We start from the raw sequence: 15,970 nt of genomic DNA, 5'->3' as shown, positions 1-15,970 counted from the left end.
AGAGAGTGTGGAGGCGAGAGCCGACGCGCTGCAATGCTCCGAGGCGATCGTCTTCATACAGCAAACCCTCCGATGGATGTGACCCATCGGAGGGTTTGTTGCTTCAACTCCCGGACCTCAATCTCCGGGATGACTCATGTCTACTCGTTCGGGAGGGGCGCCGCTCAGCTGAACACGGCCTCGTACTGCATCTCGCCGCCCGCCGGTCCCACCGGCACCAGGAAGAGCTCGAACGTTCCGATGCCGTCGTGCTGCAGTCGATAGATCCGCTGCGGGAGGACGGGCGAGAGCGGCCCGTGGAAGGTGAGCGTGAACGGCACCCGGTGCCCATCCGACCCGCTCCCCCAGGTCCGCGCGCTCGCCAGCCGCGCCTCGATGCTGCTCCCGTCGTCCGCGTGGATCCGGAACGGCTCGCCGACGTGGCCGGCGAAGGTCTCGTGCGTGAACGTCTCGATCATCTGGGTCTCCATCTGGGGCGAACGGGGTCGGGGCGGGTGCAGCGTGGCCGGAAGGGAAAGATGCAGCCCGCGCGCTCCGGCGCAACCGCCGCGCCGCCGCGTCCCGATTTGACACCGGGCCGCGCGGCAATTCAGTTGCGGGGGCGGCCCCTCTTCCATTCCTTGCCCTCCACCCCTCCAGCGCCATGAAGCCAGCCGCCCTCCCGCTCCTCCTCGCCCTCGCCGCCTGCGCACCGACGGCGCCCGCGGTGGCGCCGCCCGCGCCGGATGCGCCCGGCGTGTCGCCCCGGCTCGCGCCGCTCGCCGCGGAGATCGGCCGCATCGTGGCCGGCCTCCCCGGCGACACGTTGGAGGTTTCGGTCGCGCTGCTGGACCTGGAGAGGGGCGACTCGCTGCTGGTGAACGCCCGCGAGCGGATGCACGCGGCCAGCACCATGAAGGTGCCCGTGATGCTGGAGCTGTTCCGCCGCGCGGACGCGGGGGAGCTGTCGCTGGAGGACTCCGTCCCGGTCCGGAACGAGTTCCGCAGCATCGCCGACGGGAGCGGCTACGCCCTCAGCGCAGACGACGACAGCGAGCGGGAGATCTACGCGCGCCTCGGCCAGCGGATGACGGTGCGCGAGCTGATCGGCCGGATGATCGCCCGCTCCAGCAACCTGGCGACCAACCTCCTCATCGACCTGGCGGACCCGGCGAGGATCGCCGCGACGCTCGCGGAGCTGGGCGCGTCGGAGACGGTGGTGCTGCGCGGCGTGGAGGACGGGCCCGCGTACCGCGCGGGGATGAACAACACCACGACGGCGTACGGGCTGATGAAGACGCTGCAGGGGATCGCCGCCGGGCGGTCGGCCTCGCCCCGAGCGACGGAGGAGATGCTGGCGATCCTGGAGCGCCAGGAGTTCCGGGAGATGATCCCGGCCGGGCTCCCGCCGGGGGTGCGGGTGGCGAACAAGACCGGGTGGATCACCGGGATCGAGCACGACGCCGCCATCGTCCTCCCGGAGGGGCGGCGCCCGTACGTGCTGGTGGTGCTGACGCGGGGGTTCCGGGACCGTGAGGCGGCGCGCCGGGTGGCGCGCGAGGTCTCCCGCGAGGCGTACCGGACGGTCGTGGGGAGGTAGCCGGCTACTCCGCCGGGACCACCGACTCGATCCGCTCCCCGTCCCGGACCCGGGCGCGCCCGCTGTTCACGGAGCGCCGCTCCTCCATGGCGCCGTCGTCGCGGCGCACGCGGAGGACCACCTGCGAGGCGCGGGTCAGCGCGGGGTTCCAGGTGGCGGTCCGCCCCTCGTCGGAGAGGCGCGCGGGGAGTGGCTCGGACATGGCGAAGCCCCGGGGCTCGGGTTGGACGGTCCCGGCGCACCGGGGTATATTCGGAACGAACGTTGCACCACGCGAGGGTGCGGCGCCCACGAACGACGACCAGGAAGATCCCATGCCCGATATCCAGTGCACCCGCTGCGGCCAGGAGCGCCCCGCCGTCGCCTACGCCCCGTTCAACAACGAGCTGGGGAAGCGGATCCACGCCGAGATCTGCCAGGTCTGCTGGGGCGAATGGCTACGCCAGCAGACGATGCTGATCAACCACTACGGGCTCAACGTCCGCGACCCGGAGGCGAAGCAGTTCCTCACGGAGAACACCGAGAAGTTCCTCTTCGGCACCGGCGACACCGAGCAGGTGGACACCAGCAAGAAGGGCACGATCAGCTGGTAGCCGCCGTAGCGGACGGCGACACGAAGGGCCGCCTCCACCGGGGCGGCCCTTCGCGCGTCGGGGTCTGCTCCGCCCTCAGGAAACGCCCGCCACGCCCGCCGCGGCGCGCTTCCGCTCCGCCCCGGCCAGGATCGCATCCGCCACCGGCGACGGGTCGAACCGCACCGGGTCCGTGGTGGGCAGCCCGGTCTCGTCCTGCGTCCGCTTCACCGCCGCGCGGGCCTCCTCCTCGGTCATGTCCCAGGTGTTCAGGCAGATGGCGATCACCTTGGACGACGGCTTCAGCGGCGCGATGGCCCCCTCGCAGATCCGGATCGTCTCCTGCACCGAGGGGAGCTGCATCCACGAGTACACGTCGTAGCGGTTGTACGGGCACCGCCGCGAGGGCTGGTGGCAGAGCACCATCCCGTCCGGCATGGAGCCGTGCAGCAGCCCCAGCGTCACCCCCGAGTAGCCGGGGTGCACCAGCGAGCCCTGCCCCTCCACCAGCACCACCTCGTTCCCCTCCGCCGCCTGGAGCACCAGCCGCTCGGCCGCCCCCGCGACGAAGTCCGCCACCACGGCGTCCACCGAGATCCCCCACCCCTCGATCAGGATCCCCGTCTGGCCGGTGGGCGCGAAGCCCACCCGCGTCCCCCGCCCCGCCAGCGCGTCGCGGAGCTGCAGCGCCGCCGTCATCTTCCCGATGTTGCAGTCGGTGCCCACCGTCAGCACCGAGTAGGCGTCCACCAGCCGCGCCTTCCCGTGCGAGACCGGCAGATCCGCGGGCGGGCGGCGCAGGTCCACGATCTTCGTCCCCCGCGCCGCGGCCAGCGCCGACAGCTCCGGGTCCAGCCCCAGGTAGAAGTGGAGGCCGCTCACCAGGTCCAGCCCCTCCTCGATCACCCGGCGCAGCACCGGGCGCCACTCGTCCGGGAGCTGGCCGCCCTGCGGGGCGATCCCCACCAGCACGGCGGTGGGGCTCATCGCCAGCCCCTCGTCCAGGGTGCCCAGCACCGGCGTGGAGCCGCCGAAGCCCAGCACGTCCTGCACGGTCCTCCCGGCGTGGCGCGAATCGACTACCGCCACGATCCGCTCCGGGAGGTAGCGGACGGCGCTGTTCGCGGTCTTGGTGGTCTGCGGGCCGAAGTGCCCCTCGGCCAGGATCAGGTACCGGTAGTCGTTCATCATGTCGGACGGAAGTCGGAGAGGAGTGCGCGCCGGGTCAGACCGAGGGCTCCCCGGTGCGCTCCAGCAGGGCGGGGATGCTGACGTCGGCCGCGGAGGGATGCGCGAGCACCACCCCCTCCGGGAGGACCAGCTCCACGGGCGCGTCGCGCACGAAGCGGCGGAAGCCGCGCCCCTCCAGCAGCCGGTGGATGTACACGCGGCGGATGATGACGATGGCCGTGGCGAGCACGGGGACCGCCACCACCAGCCCGATGGCCCCCAGCAGCTCCGCCATCACCAGCACGCTGAGGATGGAGAGCACCGGCGGCAGGTTGATCTGCCGCTCCATGATGACCGGGTGCACGAAGTTGGCCTCGAACAGGTGCACCACCACCCCGAGCAGCACCACCAGGAAGGCGTGGAACGCCCCCGCCGAGCCCAGCACGAAGAGCGCGGGGAGGAGGGTGGAGACCAGCGTCCCGAAGAAGGGGACCACCACCACGATCCCCGTGAACACGCCGAAGGCCAGCGCGTACGGCACCTCCAGGGCGACGAGCCCCACCCAGGTCAGCGTGCCCAGGACGATCATCGCCAGGATCTGGCCCACGATCCAGGCCCGCAGCGTGGTCCCGAGGTCGGAGAGGATGTCGCGCGCCAGGTCGCGGTGCACCGGCGGCACCAGCACGATGATCCCCTCGCGGTAGAGCGACGGCCGCAGCGTCAGGTACACCGCCATCACCAGCACGCTGACCAGGTGGATCAGGAAGTTGATCCCCCCGAACACGTACGGGATGAGCCCGGCGAAGTACCCGCCCAGGTTGCCGAGGAGGGTGTCCATGTAGGCCACCGTCTCGTCCGGCGAGGGGAGGAGCTGCGCCAGGAGCGGAGAGCGCTCCGCCAGCTCCAGGAGCGCGTCCCGCCACCCCACCAGGAGGCTGGGGAGCGCGCTGATCAGCCCCTGCGTCTGCTCCAGCACGGGCGGAACGATCAGCCAGCCGATCCCCACCAGCCCCACGGTGGTGAGGATCACGGCCAGGAGCAGCCCCCAGCGGCGCGGAAGGCGCGCCCGGCGCTCGAAGAAGTCGGTGACCGCGCCCAGGTACAGCGAGAGCAGCGCCGCGATGAAGAAGAGCAGCAGGGTGTCCGCCACGCTGTACACGAACAGCAGGAGGAGCACCGTGAGCACCGCCGCGGCGAGGAGCCCGTACGACGGCCGTGGCAGTGTGGTGTCTCGCAAGGGTGCCGGGAGGAAGAAGACCAGGGCCGGCGCGACGGCGCCGGCCCTGGAAGCTATCGAACGCCGCGCCCGAAGGAAAGCGGCCCGCGCGGCGCATCAGGCCCGGCCGCGCTCCTCCTCCTCCAGCGCCTCGAACTCCTCGAGCAGCTCGGCGTCGTGGATCCGGTCGGAGCCGCCCCCGCCCTGCGCCGGCCGCGTCTCGTCGCCCCCCAGCGCCTGCGTCCGGTCCGCGTCGAAGGCCTCGGTGGCGTCCGCCCCGGCCTGCTGCTGCGGGCCGTTCCCCGCCGGGAGCCGCTGCCGCTCGCCCGCGCCCAGCTGGCGCCCCTCCGCGGGGGGCGGGGGCGGGAGGACGCCCATCTTCTGCTTGAGCTCCAGGAGGCGCGCCTCGGCGTCGCCGCCCTTGTCGAGCGCCGCGAACTCCCGCTCCAGCGGATCGCCGGAAAGGTCCTCCGCCACCTCGGCCGCCGCCAGGGCGCGCCGCTCGTTCTCGCCGATCCGCTCCGCCATCCGGTCGAACGCCTCGAAGGCGGACTTGTCCGACAGGCCGGACATGGTCTCGTGGATCCGCTTCTGCGCCTGCGCCCGCTTCTGCTGCGCGATCAGGAGGTTCTTCTTGCGGCGCGCCTCCTCGATCTTGGTGTTGAGCTGGCGGAGCGCGTCCTTGAGCTTCTCCGTCTCCTGCGCCTGCCGCTGCCAGGTCTCGTGCAGCGTCTGGGCGCGCTCACCGTGCTCCTGCTGGCGCAGCAGCGCCTGCCGGGCCAGGTCGTCGCGCTCCTGCCGCACCGCCAGCATGGCGCGCCGCTCCCATTCCTGCGAGTGCTTGAACTCCTCCTCGACCTGCGCCTTGAGCCGGCGCTCGTCCGCGATCGCCACGGCGACTTCCTGCTTCGCCTTGGTGAGCTGCTCGCGCATGTCCAGGATGACCTGGTTGAGCATCTTTTCCGGGTCTTCCGCCCGGGCGATCAGGTCGTTCAGGTTCGACCGGATCAGCGTGGAGAGCTTGGTGAAGATTCCCATGTTCTCTTCGGTTGAGGCCCGCGGGCGGACCCGTCAGCAGTCGCGGAAGGGAGAGAGCACGTCCAGGTGCGTAGCCAGCGCCACCTGGAACGAGTCCACCGTGGCCTGGAACTCGTTGAAGTCCAGGTTCTCCAGCTCAAGCGTCTCGGTGAGGATCACGTCGTCCTCCTCCAGCGCGTAGGCCGCGTGCACCAGGTCGGTCGCGTTCAGCTCCAGGAGCTTGCGGTAAAGCCTGGAGCACAGGGCCTCGTCCCCGGGCACGTCCAGGACCTTGACGCGGAACACGAGCACCGGGGGCGAGTGGTTGATCGCCAGCCGGACCCCGTTGTCGTCCTCGTCCATGGGGGCCACCCAGAGCCCCTCCTCCACCTCCTCGTACGTCAGATCCGTGCGGATCAGGTAGCTTTCCACGTCCTCTCGCGTCAACATGCGCGTCTCCGGATTCGGGATCGGGTCGGACTTCAGACGATTCAAGCAACTGCCGGTACGGGCGTGCCCCCGGCTGCGCCGGGGTCGGGCTGCGGCGCCGTAGGACACGAAACGACCGTGTCCAACGGCGGCGAGCCCCGCAAACTGCGCGGGTCTCGCCCCTTCGGGCTCGCATCCCTCACGCGGGGCTCTCGCGCGTGGTCCCGCCGTTCTCCCCTCCCCCTTGCGGGGAGGGGCCGGGGGAGGGGGTCCCCTCGCCGGGGGCGAGCAGCCGGAGCATGAAGGACTGCTCCTCGGACAGCCGCGCCACCTCCGCCGCCAGGCGATCCACCTCCTCGCGGAGGCGGGCCGTCTCCTCCGCCGCTCCGGGGAGGGCGTTCGCCCCGCGGCGGACCCGGTCGGCGTAGGCGCGCGCGATCGGACCGACGACGAAGACGATGAGGAGGATCAGGACGACCAGCGGCATGGGGAGGGTACGCGGGGGCCGGAGGAAAAGTTTCGGAGCGGCGGCCTAGCGGCTGATCCCGCTCGGCTTCCCGGAGGGGCGCGCGCCCAGCTGCACCAGGCGCTGCGCCGAGGGGGTGGTCGCCAGCCCGCCCATGGCCGTTTCGCGGTACGCGGCGGGCATCCGGCGCCCCACCTCGCCCATCACGTCGATCACCTCGTCCGCGGTCACCGGGAAGTCCAGCCCGGCCAGCGCCATCTCCGCCGAGGAGACCGCCTGCATCGCCGCCGACGCGTTGCGGTAGATGCAGGGGATCTCCACCAGCCCCCCGATGGGGTCGCAGATCAGCCCCAGCATCCCCTGGAGCGAGAGCGCCACGGCGGTGGACACCTGCTCGTCGGTCCCGCCGTAGAGCCAGGTCACCGCCGCCGCGGACATCGCCGCCGCCGTCCCGGTCTCCGCCTGGCACCCGCCCTCCGCGCCGGCCAGCGAAGCGCGGTGCGCGATCACCCCCCCCACCCCCCCCGCCACCAGCATGGCGTCCACCAGGCGCTCCTCGTCGACCTTCATGAACTCGCCCACGCTGATCAGCACCGCGGGGAGCACGCCCGCGGCCCCCGCCGTCGGCGCCGCCACGATCAGCCCCATGGCGGCGTTCACCTCCAGCGTCGCGATGGCCCGCGCCAGCGTGGTGGTGACGCGCGGCCCCAGTATCTGCGCCCCGTTCTCGTGCAGGAGCCGCGCGCGCCCGCCGGTGAGCCCGGAGGGGGAGCGCGCCTCCCCCTTCAGCCCCTCCTCGATTGCCGAGCGCATGATCCCCAGCGTCCGCGTGATCCGCGCCCGTACCTGCTCGGCGGTGGCGCCGGTCTCCGCGACCTCCGCGTCCAGCACCACCTGCGGGAGGGGGTGCCCGGTCTGTTCGGCCTCGCGGAGCAGCGACTCGATGGAACGGTGCATCGGAATGTAGAATGTCGGATGAAGAATGTAGAAAGGCGGCCCGGCGCCATCTCCCTGCAAGAAGCCTGCTTACCCCTTTCTACGTTCTACATTCTTCATTCTCCATTCATTCGTCCGTCAGCTGATCCTGTCGATCCGCCGCGCCCAGCGCAGCCACGGGAACGACCGCACCGCCGCCAGCGCCGAGTCCGACACCGGCTCGTCCGCCTCGATCGTCATCAGCGCGTCCTTGTAGCGCCCCGTGCGGTCCACCCGCATGGTCGCCAGGTTCACGCCGTGCCCGGCCAGGATCGCCGTGACCGCGGCGATGGTCCCCGGCTCGTCGTGCGCCAGGAGGACCAGCGTATGATAGTCCCCCTCCAGGTCCACGGCAAAGCCGTCCACCTCGTCCACCCGCACCCGGCCGCCGCCCACCGAGGCGCCGCGCACGACGGCCTGCTCCTCGCCGCGCCGCACCTCCAGGATGGCGGTGTTGGGGTGCGCGTCCGGCCCCAGGTCCACCTCCTGGAACTCCCAGGCGAGCCCCGCCGCCTCCGCCTCCTCGTACGCGCTGCGGAGGCGCAGGTCGTCCGGGGCGAGCCCCACCAGCCCGCCCACCATGGCGCGGTGCGTGCCGTGCCCCTCCCCCGTCGCCGCGAAGGAGCCGTGCAGGCGGATCAGGGCATGCTCCGGCGTCTCGCCCAGGATGGCGCGCGCCATCAGCCCCAGGCGGCACGCGCCGGCGGTGTGCGAGGAGGACGGCCCCACCATCGTGGGGCCCAGGATGTCGAAGAGTGAGACCATGCTCGGAACCCGGGTGCAGGGAGCGCAGCGGGAAGGATACGCGCTCCAGGGTCCGCGAGCAAAGGCCGCGCCGGGCGGCGCGGCTCAGTGCGGGCGGAGCGCCCGCGCCACCAGCCCGATCCCGCCCGCCAGGAGCCCCAGGATCATCACGGTGTTGAAGAGGCTGGTCGGCTGGAACCAGATGCGCAGGCTGGCGATGATCCCGGCGAGGATGATGACCGATCCCGTGAAGAGAAGGGCCCAGCCGAGCACCGACCTCCCGTTGAAGAAGAGGATCCCGATCCCCACCAGGAGCGGGACCATGGAGAGCCCGAAGGCGTCATACCCCCAGAGCGTCCACCCGCCGCTGGTCACCATCACGCGGGAGGTCAGCAGGTAGCCGCCGGCCACCACCATGGCGACCCCGGCAAGGAACTCTACCAGGCCACCGGAGGTGCCGCCCGGGTTGCGAAGGCGCGTGTCTTCCATGCTGGGTCTCATCGGGAGGGAGTCCAGGAGGTGCCGTCAGCTCTCACAGATTACGATCCGCCCCCGGGCGGCGCCAGGATCTTCGATGGGAAGAGGTGCTCCCCCGGACGGAAGCCGCCGTCCCGTTCAGCGAGCCCGCGAAGGCCGCGGAGAGGCCGGGAGAGTAGAGGGGGGCCAAAGGCTTTCTCGCGTGACGGCAACGGAAAGGGCTCACACAGAGGAAGCAGGGGAAGCAGAGGAAAAGCACCAGGCGGGAGCAGTCCTCTGCTTCCTCTGCTTCCTCTGCTTCCTCTGCGTGCCTCCTGCCGTGGACGGGCCGGAAGAAGGGGTCTCCCGTCGGCAAGAGGAGCTACACCTGCTTCGCCTTCCGCCCGCGCTTGGGCTTCGGGGCGGGCGCCGCCACCTCCGCGACCGGCTGCGCACCGTTCAGCATGGACGCGAGGAAGCGCCCGGTGTACGAGCGGGGGTTCGCCGCCACCGCCTCCGGCGGCCCCTGCGCCACGATCTCGCCGCCGGCGGGACCGCCCTCCGGCCCCAGGTCCACGATCCAGTCCGCCGTCTTGATCACGTCCAGGTTGTGCTCGATGACCAGGACGGTGTTCCCCTTTTCCACCAGCTTGTGGAGCACCTCCAGGAGCATCCGCACGTCCTCGAAGTGCAGCCCCGTGGTCGGCTCGTCCAGGATGTAGAAGGTCTGCCCCGTCGCCACCTTCGCCAGCTCGGTGGCGAGCTTCACGCGCTGCGCCTCGCCGCCGGAAAGGGTGGTGGCCGCCTGCCCCAGGTGGATGTAGCCCAGCCCCACGTCGGAGAGCACCTGCAGGTGCCGCCGGAGCCGGGGGACCGCCTCGAACACCTCCAGCGCCTCGTCCACCGTGAGGTCCAGCACGTCGGCGATGGTGTGGCCCTTGTAGTAGACCTCCAGCGTCTCCCGGTTGTAGCGCTTCCCTTTGCAGACCTCGCAGGGGACGTACACGTCCGGGAGGAAGTGCATCTCGATCTTCACCAGCCCGTCGCCCTGGCACGCCTCGCAGCGGCCGCCCTTCACGTTGAAGGAGAAGCGGCCGGGGGTGTACCCGCGCATCTTGCTCTCCGGCAGCTCCGCGAAGAGGTCGCGGATGATGGTGAAGAGCCCGGTGTAGGTGGCGGGGTTGGAGCGCGGCGTCCGCCCGATGGGCGACTGGTCGATGTCCACCACCTTGTCCAGCAGCTCCAGCCCGGTGATCCGCTCGTGCGCGCCCGGGACCGTCTTGGCGCGGTAGAACTTCCGGGCGAGCGTGTTCCAGAGGATGTCGTTCACCAGGGTGGACTTCCCCGACCCCGAGACCCCCGTGACCGCCACGAAGGACCCCAGCGGGATCCGCACGTCCAGGTCGCGCAGGTTGTGCTCCCGCGCGCCGTGGATCACCAGCTCCCGCCCCTCGCCGGCCGCGCGGCGCTCCGCCGGCACCGGGATCCGGCGCTCACCGCGCAGGTACGCGGCGGTGAGCGAGTCGGGCGCGGCGAGGACGTCCTGCAGCGTCCCCTCCGCCACCACGCGGCCCCCGTGGCGTCCGGCGCGCGGGCCCAGGTCCAGCACGTGGTCCGCGGCGCGGATGGTGTCCTCGTCGTGCTCCACCACCAGCACGGTGTTCCCCAGGTCGCGGAGCGCCTTGAGCGTCTCCAGCAGCCGCTCGTTGTCGCGCTGGTGCAGCCCGATGGAGGGCTCGTCCAGGATGTAGAGCACCCCCACCAGCCGCGAGCCGATCTGCGTCGCCAGGCGGATCCGCTGCGCCTCGCCGCCGGAAAGGGTCTCCGCGGAGCGGCCCAGCGTCAGGTACTCCAGCCCCACGTTCACCAGGAAGGAGAGCCGCTCCGTCACCTCCTTGAGGATGGGCGCGGCGATGTCCTTCGGCAGGTGCGGCAGGTCGGCGAGCGACCGGAAGAAGGGGAGCGCCTCCCCCACCGGCATCGCCACCCCGTCGCCGATGGAGCGCCCCCCCACCGTCACCGCGAGGCTCTCCGGGCGCAGTCGCGCCCCCCCGCAGGTGGTGCACGGGAGCACCGACATGTACTCCTCGAGCTGCTCGCGGAGCGAGTCGCTGGACGAGTCGCGGTAGCGCTGCTCCACGTCGCGCAGGATCCCGCCCCACTTCAGCTTCTTCGGCACGGTCCCCGCACCCGCCGCGTCGGCACCGTGGAGGAGCACCTGCCGCACGTTCTCCGGGAGGTCGCGCCAGGGGGTGTTCAGGTCGAAGTCCATGGCCGCGGCCAGCCCCTCCAGGATGGTCCCGCGGAGGTGCCCGCGCGGCACGCCCCAGGGGAGCACCACCCCCTCCAGGATGGAGATGGAGGAGTCGCCCAGCACCAGGTCCGGGTTGGGCTCGCGGCGGGTCCCCAGCCCCCCGCACGCCGGGCACGCCCCGTACGGCGAGTTGAAGGAGAACTGCCGCGGCTCCAGCTCGGGGATGTTCACCCCGCACTTGGCGCAGGCGTAGTGCTCAGAGAAGAGGTGCGCGCTGGGCGGGCCGCCGTCCAGGTGCGCGTCCACCTCCACCACCCCTTCGGCCATGCGCAGCGCCGTCTCCACCGAGTCGGCCAGGCGCGAGCGGTCCTCCTCGCGCACCACGAGCCGGTCCACCACCAGCGCGATGTCGTGGTTCTGGCGGCGGTTCAGCTTGGGCGGGCTCTGCAGCTCGATCAGCTCGCCGTCCACGCGGGCGCGGACGAAGCCCTTGCGGAGCATCTCCTCGAACAGCTCGCGGAACTCGCCCTTGCGGCCGCGCACCAGCGGCGCCAGGACCTCGATCCGCGACCCCTCCGGCCACGCCAGCACCTGGTCCACGATCTGGGTGGCGCTCTGGCGGCGCACCGGCTCGTGGCACTCCGGGCAGTGGGGGGTCCCCACCCGCGCCCAGAGGAGGCGGAGGTAGTCGTACACCTCCGTCACCGTCCCCACGGTGGAGCGCGGGTTCCGGCCGGCGGTCTTCTGCTCGATGGAGATCGCCGGGGACAGCCCCTCGATGGCGTCCACGTCCGGCTTCTCCATCATCCCCAGGAACTGCCGGGCGTACGCGGAGAGCGACTCCACGTAGCGGCGCTGCCCCTCGGCGTAGATGGTGTCGAACGCCAGAGACGACTTTCCGCTCCCGCTCAGCCCGGTGATGACGGTGAGGCGGTCGCGGGGAATGGCGACGTCGATGTTCTGCAGGTTGTGCTCGCGGGCGCCGCGGACGACGAGGTATTCGCCGTCCACCGCCGCTCCGTCCGCACCCGGCCGCTGCCCCGTGGCGGGGCTGGGGGAATTCTGGATCATCCCGAAAATTTACCGCAACGCCCGCCGGGATTCAACTGCGGATCCCCGCGGGCGCCCGCACGAGCGAAGCCCTCCGGTGGACGGTTCCACCGGAGGGCTTCGCCTACGTTCCGCCGGCCCGGGGGCGGCCGGCGGGCGCTCGCGCTACTGGATCTCCATCCTCAGCTCGCACATGTCCGGCCCGCAGAGCGTGCCGGGGGCGTGGAGGCGCAGGAGCCCCCAGAGACCGCCGCTGAAGGTGAACGAAGGCTGGTCGCGGTACAGGTAGTCGCCCAGGACCCCGAACCGCCCGCCGATCCGGGGAAGGAGCACGTCGAAGTGGTTCGTCGGCCCGTGCATGTGGCTGCTCCCCTTCCATTCGGTGAGGCCGTTGTGGCCCAGGCTCCTGGAGCCGCTCACGTAGGGGAGCTCCGCCCAGACGTGGCCGTGCAGCTGGAAGATGTGGTTGCGCTGGTGGCCGCCCGGCTGCAGGACCCGCATGCGCACGTCCATCTCCGCATCCACGGGGAAGACCGGCGTCTGGGGATCCCCGCCCACCTGCGCGTTGCTGAGCACCTTGCTGAAGTCCATGCCGCGTGTCTGCTCCAGCGGGGTGCCGGGCGCGTAGCCTTTCCGGAACCAGAGGGGCTCGGTCCGGTAGTTGAACGCCTTCTGCCCCGAGTCTTCCGCGTCCTCCGCGTCCGCCAGGTTGGGAATGGGGGACCCGTTCCCGTAGCGGAGGTTGAGGTCGTCCTGGAAGAGGAGGACGAACTCCACGAACTTGGGCGTGCACCAGGTGCCACCCTGGCAGGTGTCTTCGGTCATCGGGGGAGGATTGAGGAGCACCGTGGCGATGGACCGCGTCGGGAAGGGGGTGCTCCCGCTCTGACCCTCGTACCAGGTGGCGTACTGCGGCTCGACGATGAGCGCGCCGACCGCCCCCTTGCTGCTGTGCTTGATGGGGTCCGACGGCGCCAGGTTCACCGCTCCGAACTCCACCGGGGTCGCCGTGATGCTGTTGTCCGGCTGAAGGATGAGGTCGCCCGCGTACCACTGGTACGTGATCGAGTCCCCCGGCGCGGCGGTCTGGACGGGGTTGAAGCCCACGTTGGTCCCGTCCCCGCGGGTCACGTCGTAGGAGATCAGCTGCGGGTGCAGCCCCACGTGCGCGGAGGGCCTCACCTGGTTCGCGTTGAACTTGTCGACGATCATCGGCAGCGTGTTGTACCCGTCCAGGTCCGGCGGAGTGCTCGGAAGGCGGTTCCGCAGGGTCAGCTGCACGCAGTCTCCGGCGGCCGCCCGCAGGAACAGCGGCTCCACGGGCACGTCGGGCTTGAGGACGCCCTGCGCGTCGAGGTCGGAGCTGCGGACGTAGAGGATGCCGGTGGGGTCGTGCAGCGGCCCCACTCCGGCTGCGCCCGGCCGGGAGTTGTAGACCAGCGTCCCCCCGGGCAGCCCGTCCCTGGCCGAGATCGCGCTCACCGAGTAGGTGCGCAGCGGCGCGCCCTTCGGGCAGATCCCGCTGAAGTCGCTGAGGTTCTTGACGGTGAACTTCCCCCCGTCGTTGTTGGGGAGCCGGAGAAGGTTCGCGTCGCCCCGCACGTAGGAGCGCATGATCCCCCAGAGCCCGTTCCACAGGTCGTCCGTGGACGAGCCGGCGCGGTAGAGGTAGTCGGCCTGGCTCCCCTGGAAGTTCTTGGGGAGGGGCGGGAGCAGGAACTCGTAGTGCTCCGAGATCCCCATCGCCTGGCTGCTCCGGTACCCCGAGTTGCTGTCGGAGGGCTCGAAGCGCCAGCGCGGAGCGTGGACGCTGAAGTTGTGTCCCTCCTCGTGCGCCCCCACCAGGATGCGCATCTGCACCCGGTCGCCCTCGAACGCCCGCATCAGGGGTGTGAAGGGATCGCCGGGCTGTACGCCCCCGGTCAGCGCCGGATACACGCCCGGCTGCACGTTCAGGCGCGCGTCCGCCCGCGTCACCCTGGAGCTGAACGCGTAGGACAGGTCCCCCGCCGTCCCCGCCGCCTGCGTGTTGGTGGCGGGATCGCGCACCCGGAGCGCAATGGGCTCGTTGCGGTAGTTGACCACCATGGTCCCCGGCTCGTCCGCGGAGACCAGCTCCGGGCAGGGCGGCGCTCCCCCGTTCGGGCAGGCCTTCGCCACCGGCGGACGCAGCAGGTACGGCAGCTTCGGACTGGGCTCGAACCGCCCCGGCGGGTTGACGGCGTTCGCCGGGTCCGCGATCCCCACAGTCACGTGCCCGGTGACCGGGTCCGTGAAGCTCTTCGGCGCCAGGTTGGCCTCCGCGGTGTAGGCGAGCGTGAAGTCCGCCACCTGCACGTTGAACTCACGGTAGCTCTCCGCCGGGTCGGCCGTCAGGATGTCGGCCCGCCAGCTCGTGGGCCCGCCGTCGTGCCGCCCGCCGAAGGTGGTCCCCGTCTCCGGGTCTCTCCAGGTGGAGCCCTTCGGCTCGGTGACGAGCCCGGCGTAGAGCCCGGCCTGCTGGTGGGTGCTGGGGCCGAAGTGGTCGTGCGTGAACACGGTGCGCAGCGTGCGGTCCTGCCCCTGCGCGTTGAGCACGTCGTCCACGTACCAGCGCTGGATCGTCTCCTGCGCCCCCACCCACTCGTTGTTCGGTCCCGCCCCGAAGAAGGGGTGCGCCTTCGCCACCGGGCAGCCGAAGCTGCCGTCGCGCGGGTCGCTGGCCGTGCACTGGTTCTGCTTGCGCAGGGCGTGGACCCGCTCCACCACCTCGCCAGGGGAGAGGCTGCCGTCCTCGTAGTTGAAGCCGTTGGCGGCCCCGTCGGAGGCGGTCACGTCGAACTTCACCAGGTGGATGTGCTGCCCGATCACGTCCGTGGGCGTCCTCACCTGGAAGTCGTCGAGCTGGTACTCCTTGGGGATGAGGTTCACCAGGTGGTAGGTGACGCAGTCCTGGCTGTTGGCCCGGATGAACATGGGCTCGGGCGCCCGCTGCCCGGCGCGGTAGGCGCCCACGTCGTCCCAGAGGGCGAACATCCGGTGCTGCGGGAAGTGCCAGCCGGCCTTGTTGTACGTCACGTCCATCTGGAAGCTGGCGCCCTTGTAGGTGCGCGGGTTCCCGATCGCCGCGCCCTGGTCGCTCACGCAGGGGTCCGCGAAGGGCGCACCCGCCACCCCCGGCCGCCCATTGGTGACGAAGGTGCTCGGGCTCACCGCGAGCGTCACCGGGTCCACCCGGTAGGTGGCGTGCGTGCGCTTCGCGTGGAAGCTCATGGCCGCCTTCTCCAGCGCGGTGCCGTCCTCCGGGAGGGAGTCGGCCACGAGGGTGACGTTCTCCTTGTGGAAGTCCAGGGTATTCAGCTTCGGGAACGCGGCGGTGCCGCTGCGCACCACGTGGCGGGTGAGCCCGCCGTCGAACTTCGTGTCCAGCGGCGGCTTGGGCGGGCGGTGCCCCGCCACTCCCGGGATGTAGAAGGGGAATCCGGGGTGCGTCTGCGTCGGCATGGGGGCCAGGGCGTAGCCCGGGATGGGAACCACCCCCGGAATCGGCGTCCCTGTCTTGATCTCCCCGTCCGGCAGCGCGCGGGCGCCCGGGGCGGGACGGCCGTCGCTGCCGAGCACGGTTCCGGTCTCGAAGACGTCGTGCACCCTCCAGAGCGCCCACATCCCCTGCGCGAAGTGCGGATAGAAGTGGCAGTGGAAGATGGCGTCGCCCGGCGTCTTGTTCCGGTTGCCGCCGCCGTCGTAGGTGATCTCGTACGTGAAGCCGCCGCCCGGACCGATGGCCTGCGAGTCCAGGTAGGTGCTGTTGTCACTGTTGGGCGTGTGCAGCCACTGGTGGGCGTGCAGGTGGAAGATGTGGTGCTCCTTGGGTCCCGCGTGCAGGTTGCGGATCTTGAGGTGGTCGCCCATGTAGCTGTGATACACGTTCGACGGGTCCTCCGGGAAGAGCGCCTTCGTGGCCTTCGGCCCGGCATCGGGCTGCCCGTCGCCGTTGCCGTCGAAGTCGGCGGGGACGTCCACGAGCATGGCGGGATCGCCCACGGCCCAGGAGGAGAGGAAG

The 15,970-nt window shown here is 71.2% G+C and carries 14 protein-coding genes; 2 read left to right on the top strand and 12 right to left on the bottom strand.

Annotated features, from left to right (window positions below; all coding sequences use genetic code 11):
• Positions 1-164: 164 nt before the first annotated feature.
• On the bottom strand, positions 165-458 hold the full coding sequence (locus VGR37_10490) for a hypothetical protein (GenBank protein ID HEV2147820.1): 294 nt from the start codon (positions 456-458) through the stop codon (positions 165-167).
• Between the two features lie 185 nt (positions 459-643).
• On the opposite strand from VGR37_10490, the gene VGR37_10485 reads away from it, so the two are divergent.
• The gene (locus VGR37_10485) at positions 644-1,579 is read left to right on the top strand and encodes a serine hydrolase (GenBank protein HEV2147819.1); all 936 of its coding nucleotides are present in this window, start codon (positions 644-646) and stop codon (positions 1,577-1,579) included.
• A gap of 4 nt (positions 1,580-1,583) precedes the next feature.
• Here the strand turns inward: VGR37_10485 and VGR37_10480 are convergent, their stop codons facing one another.
• The gene (locus tag VGR37_10480; protein HEV2147818.1) at positions 1,584-1,781 is read right to left on the bottom strand and encodes a hypothetical protein; all 198 of its coding nucleotides are present in this window, start codon (positions 1,779-1,781) and stop codon (positions 1,584-1,586) included.
• Positions 1,782-1,893: 112 nt separating this feature from the next.
• On the opposite strand from VGR37_10480, the gene VGR37_10475 reads away from it, so the two are divergent.
• Positions 1,894-2,172, top strand: a complete 279-nt coding sequence (locus tag VGR37_10475; protein HEV2147817.1) for an oxidative damage protection protein — start codon at positions 1,894-1,896, stop codon at positions 2,170-2,172.
• Between the two features lie 75 nt (positions 2,173-2,247).
• On the opposite strand, the gene VGR37_10470 is transcribed toward VGR37_10475, so the two are convergent.
• From VGR37_10470 to VGR37_10425, 10 genes are all read right to left on the bottom strand, one after another.
• The gene (locus tag VGR37_10470; GenBank protein HEV2147816.1) at positions 2,248-3,339 is read right to left on the bottom strand and encodes a DUF1611 domain-containing protein; all 1,092 of its coding nucleotides are present in this window, start codon (positions 3,337-3,339) and stop codon (positions 2,248-2,250) included.
• A 37-nt stretch (positions 3,340-3,376) separates the two neighbouring features.
• Entirely contained in the window at positions 3,377-4,558 is a 1,182-nt protein-coding gene (locus VGR37_10465; protein ID HEV2147815.1) for an AI-2E family transporter, read from the bottom strand.
• Between the two features lie 96 nt (positions 4,559-4,654).
• Entirely contained in the window at positions 4,655-5,575 is a 921-nt protein-coding gene (locus tag VGR37_10460; GenBank protein ID HEV2147814.1) for a PspA/IM30 family protein, read from the bottom strand.
• A gap of 33 nt (positions 5,576-5,608) precedes the next feature.
• The gene (locus tag VGR37_10455) at positions 5,609-6,004 is read right to left on the bottom strand and encodes a YbjN domain-containing protein (GenBank protein HEV2147813.1); all 396 of its coding nucleotides are present in this window, start codon (positions 6,002-6,004) and stop codon (positions 5,609-5,611) included.
• A 178-nt stretch (positions 6,005-6,182) separates the two neighbouring features.
• Positions 6,183-6,470 carry a hypothetical protein gene (locus VGR37_10450; protein ID HEV2147812.1) on the bottom strand — a complete coding sequence of 96 codons (288 nt, stop codon included), beginning with the start codon at positions 6,468-6,470 and terminating at the stop codon, positions 6,183-6,185.
• 45 nt (positions 6,471-6,515) lie between these two features.
• A complete protein-coding gene (sdaAA, locus tag VGR37_10445; GenBank protein ID HEV2147811.1) occupies positions 6,516-7,406 on the bottom strand; it encodes an L-serine ammonia-lyase, iron-sulfur-dependent, subunit alpha in 891 nt (296 codons plus the stop codon).
• A 117-nt stretch (positions 7,407-7,523) separates the two neighbouring features.
• Complete coding sequence (gene sdaAB / locus VGR37_10440; GenBank protein ID HEV2147810.1) at positions 7,524-8,189, bottom strand: L-serine ammonia-lyase, iron-sulfur-dependent subunit beta; 666 nt, start codon at positions 8,187-8,189, stop codon at positions 7,524-7,526.
• Positions 8,190-8,273: 84 nt separating this feature from the next.
• Positions 8,274-8,657: a hypothetical protein gene (locus VGR37_10435; GenBank protein ID HEV2147809.1), complete on the bottom strand. Its 384-nt coding sequence runs from the start codon at positions 8,655-8,657 to the stop codon at positions 8,274-8,276.
• Between the two features lie 349 nt (positions 8,658-9,006).
• The gene (uvrA, locus tag VGR37_10430) at positions 9,007-11,949 is read right to left on the bottom strand and encodes an excinuclease ABC subunit UvrA (GenBank protein ID HEV2147808.1); all 2,943 of its coding nucleotides are present in this window, start codon (positions 11,947-11,949) and stop codon (positions 9,007-9,009) included.
• A gap of 144 nt (positions 11,950-12,093) precedes the next feature.
• On the bottom strand, positions 12,094-15,970 hold a 3,877-nt coding region (locus tag VGR37_10425), incomplete at its 5' end, for a hypothetical protein (protein HEV2147807.1).

Source organism: Longimicrobiaceae bacterium (genome assembly GCA_035936415.1).
Taxonomy (GTDB): Bacteria; Gemmatimonadota; Gemmatimonadetes; order Longimicrobiales; family Longimicrobiaceae; genus JAFAYN01.
The sequence above is the reverse complement of the archived record's forward strand: the minus strand, read 5'-3'. Positions and strand labels throughout refer to the sequence as shown.